Source organism: Planococcus chinensis, assembly GCF_042681545.1.
Taxonomy (GTDB): Bacteria; Bacillota; Bacilli; order Bacillales_A; family Planococcaceae; genus Planococcus; species Planococcus chinensis.
In genome coordinates, this window is the sequence record NZ_JBHUFW010000002.1 from 353,079 (window position 1) to 378,521 (window position 25,443).

At 50.0% G+C, this 25,443-nt stretch carries 24 protein-coding genes; 17 read left to right on the forward strand and 7 right to left on the reverse strand.

Going from position 1 to position 25,443, the window contains the following annotated elements; all coding sequences use genetic code 11:
* Positions 1 to 134: 134 nt before the first annotated feature.
* Both ACFSDB_RS01630 and ACFSDB_RS01635 read left to right on the forward strand, forming a co-directional pair.
* Entirely contained in the window at positions 135 to 1,580 is a 1,446-nt protein-coding gene (locus tag ACFSDB_RS01630) for a DEAD/DEAH box helicase (protein ID WP_204891386.1), read from the forward strand.
* A 229-nt stretch (positions 1,581 to 1,809) separates the two neighbouring features.
* Positions 1,810 to 2,376 carry a 3D domain-containing protein gene (locus tag ACFSDB_RS01635; protein ID WP_204891385.1) on the forward strand — a complete coding sequence of 189 codons (567 nt, stop codon included), beginning with the start codon at positions 1,810 to 1,812 and terminating at the stop codon, positions 2,374 to 2,376.
* A gap of 128 nt (positions 2,377 to 2,504) precedes the next feature.
* Here the strand turns inward: ACFSDB_RS01635 and ACFSDB_RS01640 are convergent, their stop codons facing one another.
* Positions 2,505 to 4,859, reverse strand: coding sequence for an immune inhibitor A domain-containing protein (locus ACFSDB_RS01640; protein WP_204891384.1), 2,355 nt, complete (start codon positions 4,857 to 4,859; stop codon positions 2,505 to 2,507).
* Between the two features lie 458 nt (positions 4,860 to 5,317).
* Between ACFSDB_RS01640 and ACFSDB_RS01645 the strand changes: the two genes are divergently transcribed.
* The 3 genes from ACFSDB_RS01645 to ACFSDB_RS01655 are packed head-to-tail and all read left to right on the forward strand — an operon-like array spanning position 5,318 to position 9,128.
* Positions 5,318 to 6,844 carry a phytoene desaturase family protein gene (locus ACFSDB_RS01645; RefSeq protein ID WP_204891383.1) on the forward strand — a complete coding sequence of 509 codons (1,527 nt, stop codon included), beginning with the start codon at positions 5,318 to 5,320 and terminating at the stop codon, positions 6,842 to 6,844.
* On the forward strand, positions 6,841 to 8,298 hold the full coding sequence (locus tag ACFSDB_RS01650; protein ID WP_204891382.1) for a phytoene desaturase family protein: 1,458 nt from the start codon (positions 6,841 to 6,843) through the stop codon (positions 8,296 to 8,298). The genes ACFSDB_RS01645 and ACFSDB_RS01650 overlap by 4 nt, the downstream gene beginning before the upstream one ends.
* Positions 8,295 to 9,128: a phytoene/squalene synthase family protein gene (locus ACFSDB_RS01655; protein WP_204891381.1), complete on the forward strand. Its 834-nt coding sequence runs from the start codon at positions 8,295 to 8,297 to the stop codon at positions 9,126 to 9,128. Before ACFSDB_RS01650 ends, ACFSDB_RS01655 begins: the two co-directional genes overlap by 4 nt.
* 36 nt (positions 9,129 to 9,164) lie before the next feature.
* Here the strand turns inward: ACFSDB_RS01655 and ACFSDB_RS01660 are convergent, their stop codons facing one another.
* From ACFSDB_RS01660 to ACFSDB_RS01675, 4 genes are read right to left on the reverse strand one after another with little or no spacing between them, the layout of a single operon-like run.
* Positions 9,165 to 10,643, reverse strand: a complete 1,479-nt coding sequence (locus ACFSDB_RS01660) for a phytoene desaturase family protein (protein WP_204891380.1) — start codon at positions 10,641 to 10,643, stop codon at positions 9,165 to 9,167.
* On the reverse strand, positions 10,640 to 11,740 hold the full coding sequence (locus tag ACFSDB_RS01665) for a glycosyltransferase family 2 protein (protein ID WP_204891379.1): 1,101 nt from the start codon (positions 11,738 to 11,740) through the stop codon (positions 10,640 to 10,642). The genes ACFSDB_RS01660 and ACFSDB_RS01665 overlap by 4 nt, the downstream gene beginning before the upstream one ends.
* A 1-nt stretch (position 11,741) precedes the next feature.
* The gene (locus tag ACFSDB_RS01670; protein ID WP_204891378.1) at positions 11,742 to 12,416 is read right to left on the reverse strand and encodes a lysophospholipid acyltransferase family protein; all 675 of its coding nucleotides are present in this window, start codon (positions 12,414 to 12,416) and stop codon (positions 11,742 to 11,744) included.
* Positions 12,413 to 13,165: a carotenoid biosynthesis protein gene (locus ACFSDB_RS01675; protein WP_204891377.1), complete on the reverse strand. Its 753-nt coding sequence runs from the start codon at positions 13,163 to 13,165 to the stop codon at positions 12,413 to 12,415. Before ACFSDB_RS01675 ends, ACFSDB_RS01670 begins: the two co-directional genes overlap by 4 nt.
* Before the next feature lie 462 nt (positions 13,166 to 13,627).
* On the opposite strand from ACFSDB_RS01675, the gene ACFSDB_RS01680 reads away from it, so the two are divergent.
* The 12 genes from ACFSDB_RS01680 to ACFSDB_RS01735 all read left to right on the forward strand — a co-directional run bounded on the left by ACFSDB_RS01680 (position 13,628) and on the right by ACFSDB_RS01735 (position 23,531).
* Entirely contained in the window at positions 13,628 to 14,470 is an 843-nt protein-coding gene (locus ACFSDB_RS01680; RefSeq protein WP_204891376.1) for a MurR/RpiR family transcriptional regulator, read from the forward strand.
* A gap of 78 nt (positions 14,471 to 14,548) precedes the next feature.
* Positions 14,549 to 15,394: a transporter substrate-binding domain-containing protein gene (locus ACFSDB_RS01685; protein ID WP_204891375.1), complete on the forward strand. Its 846-nt coding sequence runs from the start codon at positions 14,549 to 14,551 to the stop codon at positions 15,392 to 15,394.
* Positions 15,395 to 15,412: 18 nt separating this feature from the next.
* Positions 15,413 to 16,078: an amino acid ABC transporter permease gene (locus ACFSDB_RS01690; protein ID WP_204891374.1), complete on the forward strand. Its 666-nt coding sequence runs from the start codon at positions 15,413 to 15,415 to the stop codon at positions 16,076 to 16,078.
* Positions 16,079 to 16,091: 13 nt separating this feature from the next.
* Entirely contained in the window at positions 16,092 to 16,814 is a 723-nt protein-coding gene (locus ACFSDB_RS01695; protein ID WP_204891373.1) for an amino acid ABC transporter ATP-binding protein, read from the forward strand.
* Positions 16,815 to 17,032: 218 nt separating this feature from the next.
* The gene (locus ACFSDB_RS01700; RefSeq protein WP_204891372.1) at positions 17,033 to 17,569 is read left to right on the forward strand and encodes a TetR/AcrR family transcriptional regulator; all 537 of its coding nucleotides are present in this window, start codon (positions 17,033 to 17,035) and stop codon (positions 17,567 to 17,569) included.
* 272 nt (positions 17,570 to 17,841) lie between these two features.
* Positions 17,842 to 18,738: a beta-keto acid cleavage family enzyme gene (locus ACFSDB_RS01705; RefSeq protein WP_204891371.1), complete on the forward strand. Its 897-nt coding sequence runs from the start codon at positions 17,842 to 17,844 to the stop codon at positions 18,736 to 18,738.
* The gene (locus ACFSDB_RS01710; RefSeq protein WP_204891370.1) at positions 18,735 to 19,703 is read left to right on the forward strand and encodes an L-carnitine dehydrogenase; all 969 of its coding nucleotides are present in this window, start codon (positions 18,735 to 18,737) and stop codon (positions 19,701 to 19,703) included. The genes ACFSDB_RS01705 and ACFSDB_RS01710 overlap by 4 nt, the downstream gene beginning before the upstream one ends.
* A gap of 22 nt (positions 19,704 to 19,725) precedes the next feature.
* A complete protein-coding gene (locus tag ACFSDB_RS01715) occupies positions 19,726 to 20,196 on the forward strand; it encodes a thioesterase family protein (protein WP_204891369.1) in 471 nt (156 codons plus the stop codon).
* 31 nt (positions 20,197 to 20,227) lie between these two features.
* Entirely contained in the window at positions 20,228 to 21,421 is a 1,194-nt protein-coding gene (locus tag ACFSDB_RS01720; protein ID WP_204891368.1) for a quaternary amine ABC transporter ATP-binding protein, read from the forward strand.
* A complete protein-coding gene (locus ACFSDB_RS01725) occupies positions 21,418 to 22,248 on the forward strand; it encodes an ABC transporter permease (protein ID WP_204891367.1) in 831 nt (276 codons plus the stop codon). Before ACFSDB_RS01720 ends, ACFSDB_RS01725 begins: the two co-directional genes overlap by 4 nt.
* A 22-nt stretch (positions 22,249 to 22,270) precedes the next feature.
* Positions 22,271 to 23,143 (forward strand): glycine betaine ABC transporter substrate-binding protein, encoded by an 873-nt coding sequence (locus ACFSDB_RS01730; protein ID WP_204891366.1) that lies wholly within the window; start codon positions 22,271 to 22,273, stop codon positions 23,141 to 23,143.
* A gap of 85 nt (positions 23,144 to 23,228) precedes the next feature.
* On the forward strand, positions 23,229 to 23,531 hold the full coding sequence (locus ACFSDB_RS01735; RefSeq protein WP_204891365.1) for an AraC family ligand binding domain-containing protein: 303 nt from the start codon (positions 23,229 to 23,231) through the stop codon (positions 23,529 to 23,531).
* Positions 23,532 to 23,969: 438 nt separating this feature from the next.
* Here ACFSDB_RS01735 and ACFSDB_RS01740 read toward each other — a convergent pair whose 3' ends face one another.
* Together ACFSDB_RS01740 and rluF are read right to left on the reverse strand one after the other, a co-directional pair.
* Positions 23,970 to 24,686, reverse strand: a complete 717-nt coding sequence (locus ACFSDB_RS01740) for a DUF6904 family protein (protein ID WP_204891364.1) — start codon at positions 24,684 to 24,686, stop codon at positions 23,970 to 23,972.
* Positions 24,687 to 24,703: 17 nt separating this feature from the next.
* Complete coding sequence (gene rluF, locus ACFSDB_RS01745; RefSeq protein ID WP_204891363.1) at positions 24,704 to 25,411, reverse strand: 23S rRNA pseudouridine(2604) synthase RluF; 708 nt, start codon at positions 25,409 to 25,411, stop codon at positions 24,704 to 24,706.
* Positions 25,412 to 25,443: the final 32 nt, after the last annotated feature.

The window sequence follows — 25,443 nt, forward strand, 5'->3', positions numbered from 1 at the left end:
GATTTTCCTGCCGCTTTTATTTGTGCAACGGGACAGGCGATAAAATTCAATAATCGTTTAAAGGGAGAAAAACGGGGATCCGTGCGATAATAGAAAAACGTGTCTAATTTGGACGGAGAAGGAGCAATAACAAAATGAGCGAAAAACAATTCAAGGATTTTCAAATCAGCGAACCGATCATCAAGGCGCTGGAAGGTTTAGGCTACGAGAGCCCCACTGAGGTGCAGGAGAAAGTTATCCCGGTCGCACTCAGAAAAACCGACGCCGCAGTCAAGTCGCAGACGGGGAGCGGGAAAACCGCAGCGTTCGGCATCCCGATCTGCGAACTCGTCGAATGGGAAGAAAACAAGCCGCAGGCATTGATCCTGACGCCGACCCGCGAGCTCGCGGACCAAGTTAAGGAAGACATCACGAACATCGGCCGGTTCAAGCGCATCAAAGCGGCTGCCGTTTACGGCAAGCAGCCTTTTGCGTTCCAGCAGGCCGAACTGAAACAGAAATGCCACGTGGTCGTCGGGACGCCAGGACGCGTCTTGGACCATATTGAACGGGAAACGATTGACCTGAGCCGCATCGAATACCTGGTACTCGATGAAGCGGACGAAATGCTCAATATGGGCTTCATCGAACAAGTGGAGAAAATCATCGGCACCCTTCCTAGACAGCGCACGACAATGCTGTTTTCTGCGACGCTGCCGGAGAATGTCGAGAACCTTCAGCGCAAATACATGGTCGACCCGGTGCATATCGAAATCGCCTCCTCGGAAACGATCACGGAGCGCATCGAACATTCGCTGATCCGGGTCGAGGAAAAGAAGAAGTTCGCTTTGCTGCGGGATCTGACGATTACCGAGAATCCGGACAGCTGCATCATTTTCTGCCGGACGAAGGACAACGTCGATTTTGTCATGGAGCAGCTTGAAAAGCACCATTACACGTGTGAAAAGCTGCACGGCGGCATGGTCCAGGAAGACCGCTTCGATGTCATGAATGAATTCAAGCGGGGCGAATTCCGCTACCTGGTGGCAACGGATGTTGCCGCGCGCGGAATTGATATCGACAGCATCACCCATGTCATCAATTTCGATATTCCGCTTGAGAAAGAAAGCTATGTCCACCGGGCAGGCCGGACAGGACGTGCCGGAAAGACCGGCAAGGCCATCACATTCGTTACGCCTTACGAGGACAAATTCCTGGCGGAGATCGAAGCGTATATCGGCTTTAACATCGAAGAGCGCACGGCACCTTCCGAGCGCGACGTGCATGCGGCGCTCCCTGCTTTCACTGAAAAGCTGGAAAGCCGGCCGAAGCTGAAAAAGAATAAAAACGAGCAGGTGAACAAAGACATCCTGAAATTGTATTTCAACGGCGGCAAGAAGAAAAAGCTGCGGGCATTCGATTTTGTCGGCACCCTGACGAGCATACCAGGCGTCACGGCCGAAGACATCGGCATCATCAAAATCCAGGATACCGTCACCTACATTGACATCCTGAACGGCAAAGGGCCAATGGTTCTGAAAGCGATGAAAGACAAGACCATCAAAGGGAAGACCTTGAAAGTCCACAAAGCCAATAAATAGCCAGTGCGGATGCTCTCTTGAGCATCCGTTTTTCATGTTCGAAAAGCCGTTTTTCCATCTCCTTGGCGTTCTTTTGTACCCCTAAAAAGGGATTTGAAATGACATAATGAGCATTATTGTCATGAAAAATAGTCGAATTGTAATGAAATGCCCCTCTAACTGTTACACAACTGTAATGTTTACGTGTTATTTTGTTTGTACTGCAAAAACAAACAAAGGAGAGAACAAATTGAAAAAACTACTAATCGTCTTGAGTTTTGCACTAGTTTTATTTCTTGGTACATCTCTAGAAAGTTCAGCAGCTTCAAATACATACACAGTAAAAAGTGGGGACACTTTATATAAAATTTCTAAAATGCACAAAGTATCGGTGAACAGCTTGATCAGCTGGAACAAATTGAAATCCACTACCATCAAACCAAAACAGAAATTGAAAGTAACAGGCAAAGCAGTTAAAACAGCTTCAAAAGCAAAAACACCATCACGTGCAGCTTCCGGCACGGTTGTCAGAGAATTCACAGTGTCAGCTTCAGCTTATACAGCATCTTGCAAAGGGTGTTCCGGAATTACAAGAACAGGCCTTAACTTGAAGAAGAACCCAGGATTGAAAGTGATCGCGGTTGACCCGAGAGTGATCAAACTTGGAACGAAAGTCTACGTTGAAGGTTACGGCTATGCAGTAGCCGGCGACACAGGCGGCGCCATCAAAGGAAACAAGATTGACGTCTTTATCCCATCGAAAAGCGCAGCGCTTAAATGGGGACGCAAAAACGTAAAAATCAAGATCCTTAAATAAGGCTAAATCGATTATATAGAAGAATAGCAGCAGGGGACCCGGAAAGACCGGTGTCCGCCTGCTGCTTTTCTGTTTGAGCGGAATCCAAAAAATGCCCCGGCGCAACGGATGCGCCGGGGCATTTTTTCTTATTTGAAGATGTGCACTTTCCCGACTGATCCGTCAGAGCTTTCGCCAGTCACTCGGAACTTCAGGCCGGTGCTCAGGACATTGCGCCCTGCGTCGTCCATTCCCGGGTTGCTGTAGTCAGCGCTGTCATCGAATAGCGGGTTGCGTTTTGTGAAGTTGTCAGTCAACGACAAGCCGTTGATCGCAAGGTAATCCAAATACATCTTAGAAGATTTGTTCAAGCTGAAAGCCGCATCGTTCAACTGGTAGCGTGACGATCCGACAGCACCGCTGCTCCAGTAATTTGTCTGCTGGTCAGCGTCAACTACGCCAAGGAAACCTTCACCTGGATGCAGTCCGGTCCAGTTGTCTGTGTAGAACGTATCTACGTACCAGACAAGCAAGCCTTTATCGTAGCTCATCAAGCTTGCACCGCGGCGGATGTTGGCTAAGCCTTCATCAATGCCGTTGTGGGAACGCCAGTCAAGCAGGTAGTATCTTTCAGAATAGACTTTTCCTTCATCTTGCGTGAAACCGGCAAGCGTGAAAGCAGGAGTGCCTTCTGCATCGTCAGAAACGATAGTCTTACCGTCTGCTGTGATCACAAGATCATCCGCGTAGAAGCCTGGGTTGATTGCTGCTACGTCTGTCCAATAGTTCAGTTCAACCGTCACTTTTTGCCCTGCAAAAGCTGAAAGGTCGAAGCTTGCATCCACCCAGCCGTTTGAAGAGCCGGTGATGCCGTGGCCTGGGTTCTGGCCATGCGGATTTGTATCTGTCGTGATATTTCCTTGGATAGATTCTCCGTTCACTTTGACCGATGCATAATCCCAATCCGTTTCAATGTCATACCAAGTCTTGAAATTCAGAGCCGCTGAAGTGGCGTTCGTCAAGTCGACTTCAACTGACATCGAGTTGTCCAGTTCATCGCCTTTGCCGCTGAAGTATTCTTTTGTGCCGCTGAATGGCGTGTTCACATCCGTCGCTTTTTCCGGCAAGTCGACGCGCACTGTGTCGTTGTTCTTGCCTTTCGTAACGTTTTCATCAATCAATACAGTCGTTCCATCTGCAGTAATGTCTTTTTCGTTCAATGTCGTCCCTGTCAGCCAGTTGCCGCCGTGGACTGCTTGAAGCATTTCTTTGGCGTAAGGGCTGAACGCGGTCGGCTCAGTTCCAGGCACTTTCCCTGCCCAGCTGCCGCTTGACATGATGGACCAGTAGGCTACCGCTTCGCCGGTTCCAGAGTATTGTGTGTCGTATTCATCCGGCAAGCCGAGATCGTGGCCGTATTCGTGTGCGAACACCCCGCCTGCGCCGTCTTCCGGTTCAATTGTGTAATCAGAAGCGCCTAACAATCCGCCCCAACGGTCGCTGTTGGATGTGCCGCCTGGTACTGCTACCAAGCCAAGGCTTGAACGGTGAGACCAGATAGCGTCTCCGCCAAGTTTACCGCCGCCGGCTTCTTCGCCGACACCGGCATGGACAACCATCAAGTGGTCGATGATGCCATCGGGTTCGTTGAAGACGCCGTCGCCGTCATAATCATCGCGGTCCCAAGCGTCGTATTCAGAAAGGTTGATCGATGGATCTTGTCCAGCTTTTTTCAATGCTTCGAAGACCAGAGATCTTGCTCTGCGGTCGCTGTCATCAGGACCAGGATAGTTGCCGCCATAATAAGCTGCAGGATTATCAGCTGTATACCAGCCGGCAATTTCACCGTCGAACGTATAGCTGCCGCCTGACTGCTGCTCGTAATATTGTTTCATGGAAACGAAAGTCTCGCCGTTCGGGCCTTTATAGCCGTTGTCGCCGAAGACCATGTCTTCAAAATGCGAAGTCGGGTAGTCTTCATAGAACATGTCGCTTTCTTCCGGTGTAATGGAGCCGGTTTTATAATCCGGGAAGTCGATGGCGAGGACAAGCACTTTGTCTTTGCGGACTTCACCGTCAAATGCTTCGTTTTCGACAGGAGCCACAGCGGTTTTATTGGCTTGGCCGAGCTTGTTGCCTTTCCCGTTGGCCAATCCCTGTCCGCTCGCTTTGTCTCTTAGCGAATGCTCGTGTTTTTTCGAAAGAGGATTCTGCTCTTCGACTTTTTTATTGCTTTCAGCTTTCCCTTTCAGGAATGCCTGCAAAGCTTTTTGTGCTTCTTCAGGGCTGGCATCTTTCGCCAAGCGTCCGTCTTTCTTAAGCATTTCGATCAGCCGTTCGTCGTTGGCTACGCCTAGATCCGCTGGCGTTCCTGAGATTTCGGTAAAGCTGGATAAGGCATCAGCTGCCTTGGTGGTCGGCGCTGCATAGACGCTGCCTGTAGCCAGCGCACTGAACCCAAGAACTGCAGCTAAAGTCGTGCTCACAAAGATGTTCTTTTTCAACTTTGTTCCCCCTCGTAAGAGATATAATTTTCATAACATTTAAAATATATATGAGAGAAATGTAAAATACTATAAGAAATTTACATTAAATTCAAAAAAGAAGAATAATACCTACCGATGGATATAGATAATGGATACATTAACATGTTTAATTGTAAATATTTAGATGAACGAAACACTTGCAATGGTCTACTAAAAAATATGCTTCGTTTGAAATTGGATTAAGCTTTATTCATGAAGCAATAACTTTCCAATTTCTACTCCGAAAAAACTGCGATAAATCCTGTTTGAACCGCCGCGTCTTGAAAGTATTCTTTCAAGAAAAATGGTAAGATTATTGAAAATTCACTACTCATTCGTCATCCATATTACTGGTTTATATTTTGCGGCTTATATATAATGTATGTATAAGTAATGTCTAACTTTTGTAACGAGTTAGACTGGACGGGGGTCAAGTTATGAAAGAGCGGATGATTGTTATTGGAGCTGGGCCTGGCGGCTTAGCCGCTGCCATGCTGTTGGCAAGCCAGGGGTATGAAGTGGATGTCTACGAAAAGCAGGACGGGGTAGGAGGGCGCAATGCCGAGCTGCGGCTGGGTGATTTTGTGTTCGATACCGGTCCGACTTTCCTGAGCATGATCCATCTTGTAGAAGAACTTTTCAGCATTGCCGGCAGGGATTTGAAAGACTACATGGATGCTGTGAAATTGGATCCGATGTATGAATTGATATTTGAAGACCAAAACCTCGTGATGACGCATAATTTTGAGGAAATGAAAAAACAGATCGACGAAAATTTCGAGGGCAGCGGGGAAGGCTATGTCCGCTTTATGAACGAGACGGGCAGGAAGCTTGAAGCATTGACGCCGCTTCTGCAATCGCGGATGGACCGCCTGATCCACATGATGCAGCCGAAAGTCATCAAAGCGCTGCCGGAACTTGAAGTCAGCAAGACCCTCTACGACGTGCTTTCCCGTTATTTCAAAGATGAGCGGCTCAAGATGGCGTTTGCGTTCCAATCGAAGTACCTGGGAATGTCCCCGTGGGAATGCCCGGGCGCATTCACGATCCTCTCCTATATGGAGCATGCTTACGGCATCTATCATCCGATCGGCGGCGTCAACCAGCTGTCGCAGGCGATGGCGAAAGTGGTCAAGGAACTGGGCGGCCGGATCCATACGGGCAGCGGCGTCAAAAAGCTGGTGATCGAAAACCGGGCAGTAAAAGGTGTGGAACTTGAAAACGGGGATGTTGAACTGGCTGCTGAAGTGATCATCAATGCCGATTTCGCCCATGCGATGACCCATCTGGTGGAGCCGGGAATTCTGAAGAAATACACGCCGGAAAAACTGGAGAAGAAGAAATATTCCTGTTCGACGTTCATGATGTACCTGGGGCTCGATACAACATACGATCTGTCCCACCACACCATCGTCTTTTCAAAGGATTATAAGAAGAATGTGGAAGAGATCACCAATACGCGGATGCTGTCCGCAGATCCGTCCATCTACATCCAGAATGCCAGCGTCACCGATCCGACGCTTGCGCCTGAAGGGAAATCGGCTTTGTATATCCTGGCGCCGGTCCCGAACAATTTCAGTGATATCGGCTGGGAACAGGAGCAGGAAACATTCCGCGAGCTGGTTCTCGACATCATTGAAGAAAAAACCGAATTCAAAGGCCTGCGGAACCACATTGTCGAAGAAAAGCTGCTCACTCCGATGGGCTGGGAAGAAGATTACTCCGTTTACAAAGGCGCAACGTTCAATCTCGGGCATCAATTGTCGCAGATGATGATTTTTCGTCCGCACAATAAATTCGAAGAACTGGACAATTGCTGGCTTGTCGGGGGCGGGACACATCCGGGCAGCGGGCTTCCGACCATTCTCGAATCGGCGCGGATCACGACGAACGGCATTTTTGAACAGCATGGAAAAGCCGCCATCCCGATTATGCCGCTTCCTGCATGGGAGGGGTCCCGATGAAACTGGCAATTGTAGGCGGTGGAGTCGGCGGGCTTATGAGCGCACTTTTCCTCACCAAACAGGGATTTGATGTCACCATCTTTGAAAAAGAGGACAAGCTAGGCGGAAGGCTGACGTTTGTGGAACGGGACGGTTTCCGGATCGATGAAGGGCCGACCATTGTCCTGCTGCCGGAGATGTTCAAGAAGCTGCTCGAAGAAGCGGGGGTTGAAAAGGAGCGGTACCAACTGCTCCTTTGCGACCCGCTTTACACGATCCGTTTTCCGGATGGAAAGGTCTATACGAAGTATCCGGATTTCGAGCGCCAATTGGAAGAGGTGGAAAAGGTCTTTCCGGGTGAACAGGATGGGTTCCGCCGCTTTATGAAAGAAGGCAAAGAACGGTTTGATATCGGCGCTCCGGCATTTCTCGAGCATTCATTCGTCAACAAAGCGGACTTCTGGACGCCGGGGAACATCAAAAAGCTGATGAAGCTGAAGCCGCAGCAGTCGGTCAAAAAACTGATGTCCAACTATTTCAAAGATGAACGCCTGCAGCTGGCTTATACCTTGCAGGCGCTTTACATCGGCGGCGACCCCTTCAATGCTCCGGCGATCTATTCCCTTGTGCCATTCAGCGAACACGAGCACGGGGTCCATTATTTGAAAGGCGGCTATGGCAGCCTCATACCGCTCCTTGAAGAGGAATTGAGGAGCCGTCCGAACGTGGCCATACATACCGGGACGCCGGTGAAAAGTTTAGTCATCGAAGAAGGGGCTGCAAAAGGAATTGAAACTGAGGCAGGATTCCAGCCATTCGACGGCGTAATATATAATGGAGACTTTCCGTCGATTGCCTCGGTGCTGCCCGGTGTAAAAAAGAAGGAGTTTATCCCTTCATCGGGCTGTGTACTGCTTTACTTCGGGCTCGACAAAGTATACGAGGACGTAAATGTCCACCAGTTCTTTATCGGTTCCAGCTATTCGGGGCATATGGACAGTGTGTTCAGCAAAAAGAAATTGCCTGAGGATCCGGCATTCTATACGTTCCATCCTTCCAAAATCGACGCTTCGCTTGCCCCTGAAGGAAAAGGTGTGCTGTATGTGCTTATTCCGGTTCCGGCGGGGTCAGATGTCGATTGGGCATCGGAAACGGCCTGGATCGACGAAGTGGTGGACCGGGCTGAACAACTGGCATTTCCGGGATTAAGGGATGCAGTGGAATGGATGGAAGTGCGGACGCCGTCGGAAGCGGAAGCCTTCGGGTTGTTCAAAGGCGGCAGTTTCGGAATTGGCCCGACGCTGTTCCAATCCGGCGTTTTCCGCCCGCAGGTCAAACCGTTTAAGACGCGCGGCCTGTTTGCAGTCGGAGCATCCGTCCATCCGGGCGGCGGCATCCCGATTGTCATGCAGGGAGCCAAGCTGCTGGCGGAAGAAGTGGAGCTCGAGTTCAACAGTGGAAGGAGCGGTTCATGATGGACGTTAGAGAAGCCTACAATCGCTGTGAAGAAATTATTGCTGCCAATTCCAAAAGCTTCTACAAAGCCTTTTCGCTGCTGCCGAAGGAGAAACGGAAAGCGGTCTGGGCCGTTTATGCCTTTTGCCGCACGGTTGACGATATCGTGGATGAAGGTAAGAATCCTGATGTGGAGCTGGCAAGGTTCAAAGGGACGTTCCAGCAATTTCTCTCCGGTTCGTTTGATGCGGAAAACCCGATGTGGGTCGCGCTGCACGACGTCTTTAAAAATTTTCAGATGGACGAGGAAGCCTTCAATTGCCTGATTGCCGGGCAGGAGATGGATCTTGTCGACAGCCGCTATGAAACGCTTGAGGATTTATTGGTCTATTGCTATCATGTCGCGAGTAGCGTCGGCCTCATGCTGCTGCCGGTCCTGGCTCCCGGCAAAGAGGCGGTGCTGAAAGAAGGCGCCGTGTCGCTCGGCTATGCAATGCAGATTACGAACATTCTCCGGGATGTCGGACAGGATCTGAGGATCGGACGGATTTATTTGCCGGAAGAAACCATGCGCAAGCACGGGCTGACGGAAGCCCATTTGCTTCGAAATGAAGTGAACCAGCCGTTTGTAGCGGTATGGGAAGAGCTTGCAGCTGAAGCAGAACGCTATTACCGGCATTCGTTCGAGACAATCCAGGAATACCCGCTCCAGTCCCGCATGGCGGTGAAAGGGGCAGGCCTCGTCTATCGGGAAATCCTGTTCGCGATCCGTGAAAAAGAATATAACGTTTTCCGTGAAAAGCATTATGTTTCGGAAAAATCCAAGCAAGCGATTCTCGCTTGCCTATAAAAAAGCTTCAGCACCTTTTATGGCGCTGAAGCTTTTTTATGTTTTATGCTTGCTGATGATCTGCCTGGCCAGATTCTGGCCGCCCATGGTGACGATGGGGGAGCCTCCGCCAGGATGGGTGCTGCCTCCGATAAAGAAGAGGTTTTCAATATCCGTGCTGGCATTGGCCGGCCGCAGAAAGGCATCCGCTTTGCGGTGGGAGGAAGGGCCGTAAAGGGAGCCCCGGTATGCATTGAATTTATCTTTCAGGAAAACCGGTGTGAAGACCCGCTCTTCCACCACATGGCTCCGGATGTCGAGCCCGTAGGTCTGAAGAAAATCATAGATCCGCTCCTTATAGAGTTCCGGCTTGATCTGCAGACTGCCGTCGGAAGCCAGTGCCGGGGCATTGACCAAGATGAACAAATTGTCCCCCTCCGGAGCTGCATCGGAATCGGTATAGGAAGAATTGCTGATGTAGACAGTCGGCTCTTCGCTGTAACGCTGCTTGCTGAAAAGATCGTCGAATTCCTGTTGGTAATCACCCGAGAAAAAGACGTTATGGTGTTTCAGGCCGGGAAGGCGGGTGCTCAGCCCCGCCGTGATGACAAAAGCCGAGATGGACGGCTCGAATCGGCGGATTTTGTCATCTGTGAACGAAGAGCGGAACCTTTCTTCAACAAGCTTCGGATAAGCCGACAGCAAATCGCCGTTCAAAATTACCAGGTCCGCTTCGAACGTACGCCCGTCAGCCAGCACGACGCCAGTTGCCTGGCCGTTTTCAATCAGGATCTTTTGGACTTCCGTTTCCGTATGAAGGATAGCGCCGTGTTTTTGGGCGACAGCCGCAAAAGCTTCTGCAATCCGCACATTTCCGCCCTTTGTGTAATAGACGCCCTGTGCGAGTTCAAGATGGGCGATCATAGAAAAGGTTGCCGGAGCTTTGAACGGCGACGAACCGATGTAAGTGGCATAGCGGTCGAGCGATTGGATCAGCCGCTTATCGGAAAAGTAGCGGCTGAAAAAGTGGTGCAGCGTTTCGGCCGGCCGGGCGCGCAGCAATGCAAGACCGAGCGAAGGCGAAACGTAATCTTTCCAGGACTGGAAGGTGGCCGGGAAGAAATAGCGCTCGGACATCCCATACAGCCGGGCGACTTCTTTTAAAAACGCCGAATAATTGGCGGCGTCGCGGGACGAAAAGCGGGCGATCTCCTTTTCCATCTCCGCAGCATCCGATGAAAAATCAAGGGTCGCGCCATCCGGGAAGTGGTTCCGTGTGTGGCTTTGGAGCGGGATGAGGTCGAAGTAATCTTCTGCGCGTTCCCCGGTCTGCTCGATGATCCCTTTGAACACTTGGGGCATCGTTATGGTGTTGGGGCCGAAATCGAAGGAATAGGAGCCGAGGTGCACCGGCATCAACTTGCCTCCGAGATGCCGGTTTTTCTCGAACAGGCGGACATGGAACCCGGCGTGTGCAAGTGTGACGGCAGCTGCCAGCCCGCCGAGCCCGCCGCCGATGACGATGATCTTTTTCATGAATAATGCCTTCCTTTCCAGGAATACGGTTTTTTTCGCCAGCTCTTCCACATGGACTGCATCAAAACGGCAATCATGGCTGCGGCCTGCAGCGGCATCAGGAATGCCAGGTACAAGCGCTGGCGCGTACGGGCCATGACATATCCTTGCTGCAGGACCGCGAGCCCATAAGGCGCAGTGTAAATCAGATCACCAGAAATGATGCCGTAAACCGCCAAAAACAGCGGAAAGATATAAAAGATGCTGTAAAAAGCAATCAGTCCGGCAGCGAGCAAGGGGGAGCGGCCAATGCCCGAGTAGCTGTTCTTCAAGAACCCTTCCCAAACGTCATGATTGGTTTCGTACATGCGGCAGCGCACGGATCCGGTAATGTTCGCAAGGAGCATCTTCTGGCCGGAAGCTTTGATGCGCCGGGCGATGTGCACGTCTTCGACAAGAGAATCACGGACGGCGGCATGTCCGCCGGCCGCATCATAACCGCTCCGCTCGAACAGCATCCACATACCGTTGGCGGCCGTTGCGGCAGGGAAATTCATGAGGTTTGCCGCAGCCAGCGGCAAATGGAAGAACACGACGAAATGCTGCATCGGCACAAGCAGCTTGCTCAGGAAAGGCGGTACGTCGAAGGCTGGGAAACCGGACAGCAATTGGGCGTTCCGCCGTGCCAATAAAACCAGCGACTGGCCGATCGCTTCCGGTGTGAAACGGATGTCTGCATCGATAAACAGCAGGAACCGGCCGGTGGCATGCTCCTGCAATTGGTGGCAGGCGTAGACTTTGCCGACCCAACCCTTTGGCAGTTCCTTCCCTTCGATGACGGTGAACCTGGAATCGCCTGCCGTATGCTGCTCCAGGAGCTCGGCTGTGCGGTCGGTCGACTGGTCGTTCAGAATGATGAATTCCAGATTGGGATAAAGGGATGCTTTCAAGGCGTTCGCCAAGGTTTCGACGTTCCGTTCCTCATTGCGCATCGGGACCAGGACGGACACCAGCGGCGGATCCTCCATCCGGGAAGTCCGGGGCAAGGAAGGGAGGAAAAAACTGTTGGCGACTGTCCATAAAAGAAAAGCGGAAAGCGCTGCAATCAGAAACAGCATGCTAATCCCCCTTTCTTAGAAAATTACGGAATGCGCCTGTTTCTTCAGCGACGACAAAACTCTTCAAGCGGTCCAATTGCCGGATGGCCGCTTCTTCAATGGCTGCTGTTTTCTCTTTCCGGCTAGTCCCGGGAAGGCTGCTGTAAAGGAAGGGTTCGCCTTGCTGCACCCATACTTCCGGTTTCTTCTCATGGCGGAAAGAGTAATAGAACGAAATCGGGACAACCGGCATATCAGGGCAGCGCTCCATCAAATAGGCGATGCCGGTACTATAACCAAGCGGGCGGACCTCCTGATGGAATTCATCGCCCTGCGGAAACAAAACGACTGTCTTTCCGCTGAGCAGCAGCTGTTCTGCATACTGGAGCGAGGCGAGGATGTCTTTCGGTTTGCTGCGGTTGATGGAGAAGGCGCCGAGATACCGGAAAAACCCGTATTGTTTCAGCCCTTTTTCATCCATCATCATGTGGATGTCGTGCCGCCATACAGTCCGGTTGAAAAAGAAGAACAGCAAGCCGTCCCACCAGGAACTGTGATTGGCGATGAAAATGGCTGGCTTCGAAGGCGTCGGCGTGATGCCATTGCCGAACACATTGGCAAAAGACCTGCGCAGGAGAGGATTTAAGTATTTCTCGAACACGCTTTCAAACAAAGGGGACTTTTTTGCAGTAATCATGCGGGCCTCCTTTTCCGGGCCGTTGCAACAAATGCAGCGGCGCCAAGCGTTGAAGCGGCGGCAGCAAGCCATAAACCGCCGAGCAATCCGAGCAGCACGAACATTGCTGTCACTAGTATGTAGAGCAGCACCATCCGCTTCTCAGGAATGCCGAAGCTCCACTGATCGCCCTTTGCCTTCATCAGCCTGTCGATCAAGAGATGCAGCACAAAGGCGACAACAAACCAGCCGGTGAAATTTGTCCACGGGATGCCGTAGTACAGGCCGGTGTCTTCCCATATCCAATAGCCCTTCAAATGGAAGGCGACGGGGTCGATAATCAGATCCATGACGACTGCCCCGACGCCGCCTGCAGCCGCATAGCGCCAACCGCCCTCAGGAAAGATGGAAAGCGCCAGCACGTGGGTCGTCGCCATCACCATCAGCCAGGCAAACCCGATGGCAATCGGCACCCCGAAAAGGTTCGGGGCGAAACGTTCTGTATAGTCATAGGAACCGAACAGGAAATCAGCGCCGGCACCTGCACCCTCCACGATGAACGTGAATACGAAGATCACTGCTCCAAGAATGCCGCCTGTCGTTTTGCCGAACTTACGGAAGAAATAAAGAAAGCCGAGTGTGCCGGCAAGCATCAGGAAAAATGCATTGGCCCATTCGAGCCAAGGCGGAAGCAGGTCAAAACTGAGCAATACAATGCCGATGCAGTACCAAACGATAAAAAGACGGAAAATCCTCGTATCCCAAACCATGCCATCCACTCCAATACTATTCTTATACAAATATTATATTTTTATTCTAACTTATAAGGTATCGGGAATCTATCAGGAGCCTCCATAAAGGTACATTCGCGCTTTCTTCCTCGCATTCCTATTGCTTTCATGAAATAGTTAAAAACTGTGTTTCAAAAGGGAGAGGTGAGGGAATATTTTTTAAAAACTGAATTCTGAAGCAAATCCTTCATTTTCACCCTCCCAAACAGGTCTTACACCAAAAAGGCTTTTCCCCATCTTCTCTTTATCTAGGACTTTATTAAGCAAAATATCTAAAAAATGTTTAAGTTAAGACATACATATCTGGAATCATGGAAGATTCGGAATAAAGAATAAGTAAAAAGATTCAACGAATATTCAGAGAAGTATTGCAGGGTTTCCTGCAAAAGGTTATACTTTTTATAGGCATTTGAGTAATTTCTTGTTTTGGGGGCGGAGATTATGCAGGATTTACTGCGGAGTGTGTCGGAATCTTATAAAGATTTCAGTTCCGGCCAGAAGAAAGTCGGTGATTTGTTTTTCCGGGAACCCATATTCCTCGCATTTTCTTCAGCTTTGGAAGTCGGAAGAAGGGTGAACGTCAGTGAATCGACGGTAATCCGCTGGACACAGAAACTGGGATATAAGGGATATGCGGAGTTCCAGCAAGTGGTACAGCGGAAACTGGCACAGGAAAGGCTGGAGCAAGCGGAACAGGAAACGCTTGAGCCGGATGCAGACCAGTCTTTTCTGGAGAATCTGCTGGATGCAGATATTCTTAGCATCGAGAAGCTGAAGCAATCGATCGATGAGGAGAAGCTGCTGCAGGTAGTGGATATGATCAGTTTTGCGGACCATATCTATGTCACCAGCAATTTTTTCGATTACGGCCTGGCCCACTGGTTTTCCGGATGGCTGAATATGGCCATCGACCAGACGGAAATGCTTGTCTCGTCGGACGGCCAGTTCTACAGCCAGCTTTCACGCGTCGGACCCGGGGATATTGTCATTGCTTTTGTTTTCCCGCGGTACACGAAAGTGATGCTCGAAACCCTTCAAACAGCAAAAGAGCAGGGGGCGGAAGTGATTGTGCTGACAGATTCAGCAGACTCGCCAGCCGCCGAATTTTCGGACATTGCGCTTCCGGTGGCAGTGAATTCAAACCTGAACATCGACTCCTACACGGCGGTGCATGCGCTTCTGACGTCGATCATGCGTTTTGTCTACGTCAAAGAGCACGCCAAAGTGAAAGGGAATCTGGCGCGGATCGAAGAGATGTACAAGAAGAAGGATATTTTCTATTGAAGATTGTTCAATTTACCGGCAAGCCCCGGAACGCCTAGGCGTTTTGGTCAATTCATAAAACGAAAAGGGGAGAACAGCATGAAAAAGAAATTATCATTTTTAGGTGTAATTTTATCAACAGGGATGCTCATGGCAGCTTGTGGAGGATCAGAAGACTCGGCCGGATCGGGAGAATCGGGCGGAACAAGCACAGAAGGCGGCGGAAACGAACTGAATCTGCTTGAAGAAGGCAAGTTCACAACAGCAGCCAGCGGGCTTTACAAACCGTTCAACTATGAAGAAGGCGGAAAATTGACAGGCTTTGATATTGAAATCGGCGCGGCGTTGTCAGAAGAGATGGGCCTCGAGCACAATCCGGTGACAAACCCGTTCGAAACAATTATCCAGGGCCTGATCGGCAAGAAGTATGACGCCGTACTCGGTTCAATGGCCATCACGGATGAGCGCGCGAAAACGGTAGCTTTCTCGGATCCATACTATTTGTCAGGCGGGAAGATCTGGGTCGCTGAAGGAAATACAGAAATCAAAGAACCAGCCGACCTTGAAGGCAAGAAAATCGGAATTGTAGCGCAGACGACCTACGAACCGGCGGCAAAAGAGTTCACAGACGATATCCAGTACTACAATAGCGATGTTGTCGCGTTGCAGGAATTGGTTCCTGGGCGTGTCGACGCCGTCATCACTTCGGACGTTGTCGGATTTGAAGCACAGAAAGCCGGCCTTGAAATCAAGGACATCGGCGATAACCTCTGGATTGAAGAAGCTGCCATCGCAGTCCGTCCTGAAGACGAAGCCTTGCTTGAAGAGATTAACAGAGCATTGGATGCCATTATTGAAGACGGAACTTACGCAGAGATTTCCGAGAAATGGTTCGGCACTAACCTCCTCGAAGTGGAGACAGAAGGAATCGAAGTTCTGCGCTAAACGGAGAGGGGAATAGACATGGAGAGCATTCAAACGATAATTGATATATTTTTAACCACTTATCCAGGATTTTTGGATGCCGTCATCATCACGCTGGAATTGACAGCAATTTCCGTCGTCCTCGGTACGGTGCTGGGCTTGGTCTTTGCCCTGATGAAAATATCGAAATCCAAAATTCTGCAAGGCATTGCCAATCTGTACATCACGATCATCCGTGGGACGCCTTTACTCGTACAGATCATGTTCCTTTATTTCGGGATCACGCAAATTGTTGTCCTTGATAACTTCTGGGCCGGTGCGCTGGCTCTAGGAGTCCACAACGGGGCATACATTGCCGAAATCTTCCGGGGGGCGATTCAAGGGATCGACCACGGCCAGACGGAAGCGAGCCGTGCGCTCGGGATGACGAACAGCCAGTTGATGCGGAGAATTGTCTTCCCGCAGGCGCTGCGCCGTTCCATCCCGCCGCTTGGCAACCAGTTTATCATCACGTTGAAGGATTCCTCCCTGGTCTGGATGATCGGGGTAGCGGAACTGTTCTCGGTGGCCAACCGGGCAGCCGCAAGCTCCTTCAAACAGTTTGAAACATTCATCGTTGTAGGCTTCTATTATTTGGTCCTGGTCATGATTTTCACGTACATCGTCAGATGGTATGAAAACAGGCTGGATGTAGACAAAGTGTGAGGGGGTTAAGATCATGATTATTGGCGAAAACATCCATAAATCATTTGGTGATTTGGAAGTGCTGAAAGGCATCGATCTGCATGTAAAGCCCCAGGAAGTGGTCGTTCTTGTGGGAGTCAGCGGATCCGGTAAAAGTACGCTTCTGCGCTGCTTCAACTTTTTAGAAGAAATGAACAGCGGAAAAATAACGATTGACGGCCATACCATCGATCCGAAAAAGGACAAATTGCCGGATATCCGGGCGGAAGTCGGGATGGTTTTCCAGCACTTCAATCTGTTCCCGCACAAAACGGTATTGGAAAACGTCATCGAAGCACCGATCATTGTAAAAAAAATGGACAAGGAAAAAGCGAAGCAATTAGGATTGTCCCTGCTTGAAAAAGTAGGGCTCGGCGACAAGGCGAATGTGTACCCGAGCAAACTGTCGGGCGGACAGAAGCAGCGGGTGGCAATCGCCCGGGCGCTTGCAATGGAGCCGAAAGTGCTGCTGTTTGACGAACCGACGTCAGCGCTGGATCCCGAACTGGTGGGCGAAGTGCTACAGGTCATGAAACAGTTGGCGGAAGAGGGCATGACGATGGTTGTTGTCACTCATGAGATGAAGTTTGCCAAGGAAGTGGCAGACCGCGTCATCATGCTGGACAAAGGCGTCATCATTGAATCTTCCGATCCGAAGACGTTCTTCGAAAATCCGAAGCACGAACGCACGCGCCAGTTTATCCAAATGGTCGAATAAAAAAAGTATTAAAAAACCGGGTTTCCTCCAAGGGAAGCCCGGTTTTCTTTTCTGAAAAAATGGTTTGTTCTTTGATGCGACGGTTAAAAAGTGCTGGATTTACTGTTATAAGAACATCCCTGATACTGGTTGTTTTCAAAACAGGCCGATAAATCTATTTGTAAAAAAACCGTCCAGGTAGTATAGTGAAAGGCAAATTCATTGTAGAGGGGTTTCGTATGGGCAGAGTGACAAGAAAAGTGGAAATATTACATGCAGCATCAAAAATAGTCAGTGAAAGAGGGATCTTCAATCTGACATTAGAAGCAACAGCAGCAGAAGCGGGGGTCAGCAAAGGAGGCCTGCTGTATCACTTTCCTTCGAAAGAAGCATTGGTTCAGGGAATGGTCGAACATCTGGCGGAGAATTACCGCGAGAAGATAGCAGCCGCGGCACACGAATCCAACTTAGAAAAAGGAAGATGGCTCACGTCTTACGTAGATGTCACTTTCAATAATCCGTATAAAAAAACAGATATGAATTCGGGGCTTTTGGCTGCAAAAGCGGTAAATGAGGAACTGCTGAACCCGATTCGGGACCTGTACATGGAATGGCAATCGGAGATTGAAAACGATGGAATCGACCCTGTGAAAGCTACGATTATCCGGCTCGCTACAGATGGCATCTGGCTCAACGAACTCTTCGATCTCAACCAATTGACCGATGAAAAAAAGACGGCTATTTATAAAAAGTTAATCTCTTGGGCCAGCGAATGACCGGCCGAAAATCTATGTCCTCTTCGAAGGATGTGGATTTTTTTTGTTGAAAAAATTGGACAATCTGGTTTTTGTAAATCCTTTAAGGGCAGTGCCTAAAGGCGGGAAAACCCATAACTTTTATTCAAGGGCTGTAGAAATTCTAAAAATGACCTTGAAACGTTACCGTCCAGATGGTACAGTTTAAAAGTGCTGAAAAAACGAAGAATAATTATAATTACAAAATACATAAAAAGAATGAGTCGATAGAACCAAAAAAAGGAGGAATTGATTTGAAACAAAAAGTATTATTAACGGCAGCAGTGACGGGTGCAGGCGACACAACCGCAAAAAGCAGCTATGTGCCGGTAACGCCCAAAGAAATCGCCGAATCAGCCATTGAATCCGCAAAAGCAGGAGCGACTGTGGCCCATGTCCATGCACGGGATCCTAAGACGGGCGGCATCAGCCACGACCTGAACCATTACAAGGAAATCGTGGAGCGCATCCGCGAATCGGAAACAGATGTCATCATCAACATCACTTCAGGCGGCGGGGGAGATTTCATTCCGAATTTAGCGAATCCGGAAGCCGGCGGCAAAGGCACAGATATGCAGGTGCCGCGCGAACGGCACGAACCGGTAGGCTCGCTTTTGCCGGAAATGTGTACATTGGACTGCGGAAGTGTCAATTTCGGGGACATGGTCTATATGAGCCCGACAAATTGGCTGCGCGAACAAGCGAAGCTGATCCAGGAAAGCGGCGTGAAGCCGGAGCTGGAATGCTTTGACACGGGCCATCTGCGTTTTGCAAAGCAACTGATCGAGGAAGGTTTGGTGGACGGTGATCCGATGTTCCAATTCTGTCTCGGTATCCCGTGGGGAGCGGAAGCGGATGAGGAAACGATGCTATATATGAAAAACCGACTTCCGGATAATGCCCATTGGTCGGCATTCGGAATCGGCCGATTGCAGATGCCGATTATGGAAATGGCAGCGCAGCACGGCGGCAACGTCCGTGTCGGACTCGAAGACAACCTTTACCTGGGCAAAGGGGTATTCGCAACGAACGAGCAGTTGGTAGACGCTGCAGTGAAAAAATTGCATGAAGCCGGCGTTGAAGTTATGACTCCAGCGGAAGCAAGAATCCATTACCAGCTCAGAAATCCATATGGAGGAGGAAAATCATGAACAAAGGAAATCACGGAATCAAAAATATAACCGTAGTTGGAACCGGAGTAATCGGCAATGGCTGGATAGCACGGTTCTTGGCGAACGGGTTCGATGTCATCGCATTCGATCCGGCTGAAGGCGCAAAAGAGCGGACAACAAAAGCAATTGCGCAAGCGTGGCCGTCCTTGGAGAAACTGGGACTGGCAGAAGGAGCGCATCAAAGCCGCATTACCTTCAAAGAAACGGTCGAAGAAGCTGTGCGCGGAGCGGACTATATCCAAGAAAACGTACCTGAGCGTGAAGCATTGAAGAAAGCGGTATTGGCGGACATCGACAAATACGCCAAACCGGAAGCAATCATCGGCTCCAGTACCTCCGGAATCGTCCCAAGCATTCTCCAAGAAGGCTTAAAGCATCCACAACGGCTGATTGTCGCCCATCCGTTCAACCCGGTATACATATTGCCGCTTGTTGAACTGGTCGGCGGAAAACAGACGGATGCAGCGATCATGGAACATGCACGCCAGTTCTTTCAAGAGATCGGAATGAAACCCCTGATCATCCAAAAGGAAATTGAAGGGCATTTGGCAGACCGATTGATGGAAGCCTTGTGGCGTGAAGCACTGCATATGGTCAATGACGGCGTTGCGACCACGGAAGAAGTGGATGCAGCGATTGTATACGGCGCTGGGCTCCGTTGGGCGCAGATGGGGCCGTTTATGACATTCCATTTGGCAGGCGGAGAAAAAGGCATGCGGCATATGCTTGAACAATTCGGCCCTGCGCTGAAGTTGCCCTGGACAAAGCTTGAGGCACCTGAACTGACGGATGAACTGAAAGAAAAAGTCATCAACGGCTGCGAAAGCCATGCAGGAGACACGACCATTGCTGAATTGGAAACCAAACGCAATGAGTTCCTGGTGGAGCTGCTGGATCTAGTCGAGTCCTATTGGCCGGAATCGAAAGCCGCTGTAAAAAACTGAGGATCTGTTAGGAGGAAGCACGATGGCGGATACAAACCTGAGATTTCAAGTTTCAGTTCAACCTGATTGGGTCGACTATAACGGCCATATGAACGATGCGGCGTATGCCAAAGTTTTCAGTTTGGCTGCTGATGAATTTATTGAAGCTATCGGTTTGGATGCCGAAGCGCGCAAACAATACATTTACACGATGTTTACGCTGGAAACGCACCTTTGTTATTTGAAGGAAGCCCATGAAGGTGAAGCGTTGCGTGTCAGCTACCAGCTTTTGGACAGCGATGCCAAACGCCTCCATATCTTTTTGAAGATGGAAAATGCGGCTGGCGATATCGTAGCGACGAGCGAACAGATGCTGATGGGCATGGATGCTGAACAAGGGCGGCCCGCACCGTTTCCGAAGCCAGTTGCTGAAAAAGTTGAAAAGATTCAAGACGAACATAAAGGGCTGGACTTGCCGAAACAAGCCGGCCGAACGATCGGATTCCGGCGTTGAGACTGGAACAAGAGAATAGAGGAGAATGTTGATGAAAAAGATTGAAGTGAACAACTTAACGAAAATCTTTGGCGCTCATCCCCAGCAAGGGCTCAAACGTTTGAAAAACGGAGAACAAAAGGAAGATATATTGGCCAAGACGGGCATGACAGTCGGAGTCAACCAAGCCAGTTTTTCAGTTGAACCGGGTGAATTCTTTGTCATTATGGGGTTGTCGGGCAGCGGGAAATCGACGTTGATCCGCCTGATCAACCGGCTGATCGAACCGACTGACGGCGAAGTGCTGATTGACGGACAAGACATTACCAAGATGGATAAGAATGAACTGATTAAAGCAAGACGGGAAAAACTAGGCATGGTGTTCCAACAGTTCGGGCTGTTCCCACACCGGACAGTTTTGGAGAATGTCGCTTACGGACTGGAAATCCAAGGAGTCAAGAAAGAAGAGCGCAGCAAGCGTGCCCAGAAATCGATCGAAGATGTCGGGCTGCAGGGCTACGAAAAAAGCTACCCTAAAGAACTGAGCGGCGGCATGCAGCAGCGCGTCGGACTTGCCCGGGCATTGGCGAACGATTCGGATATCCTGCTGATGGATGAAGCGTTCAGTGCACTTGATCCGCTGATCCGGAAAGAGATGCAGGATGAATTGCTGAATCTGCAGAGCAAATTGGGCAAGACGATTCTATTCATCACCCATGACCTGGATGAGGCGCTGAAACTGGGCGACCGCATCGCCATCATGAAGAACGGGGAAATCGTTCAGGTCGGGACTGCGGATGAAATCCTGGAAAATCCGGCCAATGAATATGTTTCGAATTTCGTTAAAGACGTGGACCGCTCCAAAGTGCTCATGGCATCGCATGTCATGAAAAAGCCGATTGTCCATATGGCAGACAAGAGCGGCGCGCTGGCAGCAGTGAAAAAGATGGAAGACGCTGGCGTATCAAGCATCTTCGTAGTTGATAAAAACAATAACTTCCAAGGTCTGCTGACAATTGATGATGCCATCAAGGCTTATAAAGAAAGCGCGCCGATCGGAGAGGTGCTCATCAAAGACATTCAAAGCATCTCGCCTGATACGCCGTTGAATGACCTTTTCGGCATCGCAGTGGAAGCCAAATATCCTCTCGCGGTCATAAAGGACGAGAAGCTTTTGGGGATTGTTTCCCGCGTTTCCATTCTTTCAGGGCTGGTTCTAGGGAAAGATGAGGTGGCGGCTGTATGAACTACTTCAACCTTCCGCTTGAACAATGGACAAATGACTTTGTAGATGGCTGGCTGTTGCCGGTTACCGGTGAATTTTTCGGAGCCATCAGCAATGGGCTTCGGACGTTTGTCGATGGAATGACGAATCTGCTGATTGCCATTCCGCCTGAATTGCTGACTGTCCTGCTGGTGCTGCTTGCCTGGAAAATCGCCGGAAAAGGCGTGGCGCTTTTCGCTCTGGCGGGCGGACTCTACCTCGGCTCGGTCGGCTTATGGGAATCGGCGATGCAGACTGTGGCCATCGTCATGGTTTCTACGTTTATATCGGTTCTGATCGGGGTTCCATTTGGCATCCTTGCAGCAACGAACAAAACAATGGCGAACCTTGTACGCCCTGTACTGGATTTTATGCAGACATTGCCAAGCTTTGTTTACCTGATTCCGGCAATCCTGCTGTTCGGCCTTGGCAATGTGCCGGCAGTGATTGCAACATTCGTTTTCGCGACCCCTCCGGCAGTCCGGATGACCACGCTGGGAATCCAGCAAGTTCCGGCTGATGTCGTGGAAGCTTCCAAGGCATTCGGCTCGACAAAGTGGCAGTTGCTTTCCAAAGTCCAGCTGCCGCTCGCAACGCCATCGATCATGGCAGGCATCAACCAAACGATGATGCTGGCCTTGTCGATGGCAGTCATCGCTTCGATGATCGGCGCTCCTGGCCTCGGCTCAGTGGTGCTGCAAGGGATTTCGACCGTTAATGTCGGCCTTGGCCTGACAGGCGGTTTAGGAATCGTCGTCCTTGCCATTATCATGGACCGGATCACCCAAGGATTTGCACGCAAACTCTAAAAATGAAAAGAGGAAATTAAAAATGAAAAAAGTTTTACTGACACTTACCATTATTTTATTGGCTGCATTTGCAGCTGCCTGTTCATCGGAAACTGCTGAAACGGAAGAAGGGACGGCTGGCCAATCCCAAAAAACCATTACGTTTGGTGTGACGCCGTGGACCAGCACAGTGCCACCGACAAAGATTGCCGGCTTGATCCTGGAGGATATGGGCTATGAAGTGAAAGAGACCGAAGCGGATGCCGGCAGCGTCTACATGGGCCTTTCACGCGGAGACCTTGATGTGTTCATGGATGCGTGGGTACCGATGCACCAAAACTACTTGGACAAATTCGAAGGCAAAATCGAAAGCACCGCTGTAAGCTATCCGGAAGCGGATACAGGGTGGACAGTTCCGGCTTATATGGAAGACATCAATTCCCTTGAAGACTTGAAAGGCCGCGAAGGCGAATTCAACAACGAATTCTATGGCATCGAAAAAGGAGCGGGCGCCTCCATCGAAAGCGATGAAATCATCGAAGCTTACGAATTCGACTTTACACAGGTCAATTCATCTGAAGGCGGTATGCTTGCACAGGCACAGCGCATGATGGAACAGGAAAAACCGGTGGTCTTCTACGGCTGGAGACCGCATACGATGTTCAATAAATTCGACCTGAAAGTCCTGACGAATGAAAAAGGATTTTTTGAAACTTCTTCAGTGGAAGTCATCACAAACAGCGAATTGAAAGAAAATGCGCCAGAAGCTTATGAATTTCTTAGCAACTGGAACATTACAATCGATGAAGTAGAAAAAATGATCGTGAAGATTGAAGAAGGCGAAGATCCTGTCGCAGTCGCCCAGGAATGGATTGACAATAATCCTGAAAAAGTAGCGGAAATGAAAGGCGAATAACAGAATTAAAACCGGGACTTCCAAAGGAAAAGGAAGGTCCCGGCTTTTTTCTGTCGAATAGAGTTAAGAAAAAGGAGGGTGAATGATGGAATTGATCAATACGCCTTATTACTTGAATGAGAAACATAAACACATAAATAAAGTGCTGAACTTCGGGAAAGTGAATGTCGTCAACATGCAGCTTCAGTTGGGCGAGGAAGTCGCGGAACATGATGTGGATGCAGATGTCCTAATTATTGTAAAGACGGGGAAAGTAGCCTTTACGGTAGAAGGGGAAGAAGTGGAAGTGTCGCCGCAGAACGTCCTTCACATGACCCCAGGCGAACGGCATAGTTTGAAAGCCTTGGAAGTCAGTGACTTTCTCGTTCTGCAAATCAAACAGGGATAAAAGAAACCGCGCTGAATCAGCGCGGTTTCTTGATGTTTTAGGACAGTAATTAAGGAAGTTAACAATAAAAGCCGGTTCCACCTTATGCCCGTCGAATCTACCAGGGCGCCTCCGCTTTTCTATTGTCCAGCTCCAACGGCCAGGTTCTCGGGTCGTAAGCCAGCCTGGTTGTGCGGCAAAAAGCGCCGCTTCGCCAGTCCGTTAAAACCCTCTGCTCCTGCAGCGCTTTGCGCTTCGTCGCAAAGAGATAGCCCAAACTATTTTTGGGCTATCTCTTGCCTGTCGAACCTAAGCGGCCGTTTCCGCTTTTCTATTGTCCAGCTCCGGCGCCCAGATTCTCGGGGTCATAAGCCGCTTCGGCTGTGCGGCTGAAAACACGCCGCTTCGCCAAATCGTCTTATGCCCGTCGAATCTACCAGGGCGCCTCCGCTTTTCTATTCACCAGTCGATTTGTTCTGGGTATTCGGCTTTGAACTGGATTTCGTGTATGGCTTTTTTTGCCGGGGTGGCGGCTGTCAGGACTTGTTGGCGGAATGCCTGGTAGTCGTTGTCCTGCACGGCGATTTTCACCGCGACAGCAGGGAGCGTGTTTTCGCGCTGCTGTTTGGCCATATCGATAAATTTCAGGTTTAGGAAGTCGATGTATTGAACGGCGTAATCTTTGACCGTAGGGGTCTGGCTGAATGTTTTCAGGATGGTCTGGTATTGCTCTTCAGGCACTTGGCCGTGCAGGCAATCCAGCACGAGCGCCTGGAAATGCCGGATCAGATGGAGCTCAGGATCCCAGTCGGGGAATTCGAGATCCTCCCGATGGAGGCGGACAAAATCATTCAGAGCCACAATGGCATATAAAATCTCAGGCCATAGCACTTCAGCCGAGAAGTAGATGTTTTTGTCCGGCGCGATAAAGCGGTGCTGCTTTTTTATATGCTCGGTCATGCCGTTGAAGACCGGTTCGATGTTGCGGTCGCCCTGGGCTGCATGCCGGATTTCGTAGGCAATCCCTAAAAGGCGGGTGCGCGATCCGGTGTAGTTATGGTATTTGTTTTCATCGCCGATAACATGGTAGATCGCTTTGTTCAGTTCGTCCAAATCGAAATAATCGCCGCTTATTTTTACGCCTGCATGATTGGGGGTGTTCTGTATCGTCAGCATATCTCCATCTCCTATTCCTATCGTTTCGGTGTATAGTCAAGTTCGCGGAACAGTTCGTTCCGTTCGCTGTCGGTCAGATCGCGCCATTCGCCGACTGCAAGGCTGCCAAGGTGGATGTTCATGATGCGCACGCGCTTCAAACTTCTCACTTCATAGCCGAGGGCTTGGCACATGCGCCGGATCTGGCGGTTAAGCCCTTGTTTGATGGTCAGACGGAACGTATACTTTGAAATTTTCTCGGCTTTTGCCGGCAGCGTTTTCGTATCGAGTATTTCAACGCCTTCCGACATCTTCTTCAAAAAGGATTCCGTGACCGGCATATCGACTTTTACGATATATTCTTTTTCGTGCTCATTTTCAGCCCGCAGAATTTCGTTGACGATGTCGCCGTCATTGGTCAATAAAATCAGCCCTTCTGAATCCTTGTCGAGCCTGCCGACATGGAAAATCCGGAGCGGATGGTTGACGAAGTCGACGATATTGCCTGCAATATGGCGTTCTGTCGTACTGGTGATGCCGACCGGTTTGTTGAGGGCGATATAGACATATTCCTCTTTTGGCTGTTCAATCAGTTTGCCGTCTACATGGACCTGGTCCCCCGGCAGCACCTTGCTTCCGAGTTCGGCTAATTGCCCGTTGATGGTCACCCGCCCGTCTTCGATGAATTTATCCGCCCCACGGCGGGAAGTGATGCCTGTTTCGCTTAAAAATTTATTGATTCGCATAATGGTTTCCCTTCATTGCTTATTTCTTTCTG

What these genes read in the sequence shown, in the direction of transcription:
- ACFSDB_RS01680 (WP_204891376.1), top strand. Translation starts at nt 13,628, where the DNA reads ATGCAGGATTTACTGCGGAGTGTGTCGGAATCTTATAAAGATTTCAGT.
- ACFSDB_RS01690 (WP_204891374.1), top strand. Translation starts at nt 15,413, where the DNA reads ATGGAGAGCATTCAAACGATAATTGATATATTTTTAACCACTTATCCA.
- ACFSDB_RS01650 (WP_204891382.1), top strand. Translation starts at nt 6,841, where the DNA reads ATGAAACTGGCAATTGTAGGCGGTGGAGTCGGCGGGCTTATGAGCGCA.
- ACFSDB_RS01725 (WP_204891367.1), top strand. Translation starts at nt 21,418, where the DNA reads ATGAACTACTTCAACCTTCCGCTTGAACAATGGACAAATGACTTTGTA.
- ACFSDB_RS01685 (WP_204891375.1), top strand. Translation starts at nt 14,549, where the DNA reads ATGAAAAAGAAATTATCATTTTTAGGTGTAATTTTATCAACAGGGATG.
- ACFSDB_RS01695 (WP_204891373.1), top strand. Translation starts at nt 16,092, where the DNA reads ATGATTATTGGCGAAAACATCCATAAATCATTTGGTGATTTGGAAGTG.
- ACFSDB_RS01675 (WP_204891377.1), bottom strand. Translation starts at nt 13,165, where the DNA reads ATGGTTTGGGATACGAGGATTTTCCGTCTTTTTATCGTTTGGTACTGC.
- ACFSDB_RS01715 (WP_204891369.1), top strand. Translation starts at nt 19,726, where the DNA reads ATGGCGGATACAAACCTGAGATTTCAAGTTTCAGTTCAACCTGATTGG.
- ACFSDB_RS01720 (WP_204891368.1), top strand. Translation starts at nt 20,228, where the DNA reads ATGAAAAAGATTGAAGTGAACAACTTAACGAAAATCTTTGGCGCTCAT.
- ACFSDB_RS01665 (WP_204891379.1), bottom strand. Translation starts at nt 11,740, where the DNA reads ATGCTGTTTCTGATTGCAGCGCTTTCCGCTTTTCTTTTATGGACAGTC.
- ACFSDB_RS01740 (WP_204891364.1), bottom strand. Translation starts at nt 24,686, where the DNA reads ATGCTGACGATACAGAACACCCCCAATCATGCAGGCGTAAAAATAAGC.
- ACFSDB_RS01710 (WP_204891370.1), top strand. Translation starts at nt 18,735, where the DNA reads ATGAACAAAGGAAATCACGGAATCAAAAATATAACCGTAGTTGGAACC.
- ACFSDB_RS01630 (WP_204891386.1), top strand. Translation starts at nt 135, where the DNA reads ATGAGCGAAAAACAATTCAAGGATTTTCAAATCAGCGAACCGATCATC.
- ACFSDB_RS01700 (WP_204891372.1), top strand. Translation starts at nt 17,033, where the DNA reads ATGGGCAGAGTGACAAGAAAAGTGGAAATATTACATGCAGCATCAAAA.
- ACFSDB_RS01735 (WP_204891365.1), top strand. Translation starts at nt 23,229, where the DNA reads ATGGAATTGATCAATACGCCTTATTACTTGAATGAGAAACATAAACAC.
- ACFSDB_RS01670 (WP_204891378.1), bottom strand. Translation starts at nt 12,416, where the DNA reads ATGATTACTGCAAAAAAGTCCCCTTTGTTTGAAAGCGTGTTCGAGAAA.
- rluF (WP_204891363.1), bottom strand. Translation starts at nt 25,411, where the DNA reads ATGCGAATCAATAAATTTTTAAGCGAAACAGGCATCACTTCCCGCCGT.
- ACFSDB_RS01655 (WP_204891381.1), top strand. Translation starts at nt 8,295, where the DNA reads ATGATGGACGTTAGAGAAGCCTACAATCGCTGTGAAGAAATTATTGCT.
- ACFSDB_RS01645 (WP_204891383.1), top strand. Translation starts at nt 5,318, where the DNA reads ATGAAAGAGCGGATGATTGTTATTGGAGCTGGGCCTGGCGGCTTAGCC.
- ACFSDB_RS01660 (WP_204891380.1), bottom strand. Translation starts at nt 10,643, where the DNA reads ATGAAAAAGATCATCGTCATCGGCGGCGGGCTCGGCGGGCTGGCAGCT.
- ACFSDB_RS01730 (WP_204891366.1), top strand. Translation starts at nt 22,271, where the DNA reads ATGAAAAAAGTTTTACTGACACTTACCATTATTTTATTGGCTGCATTT.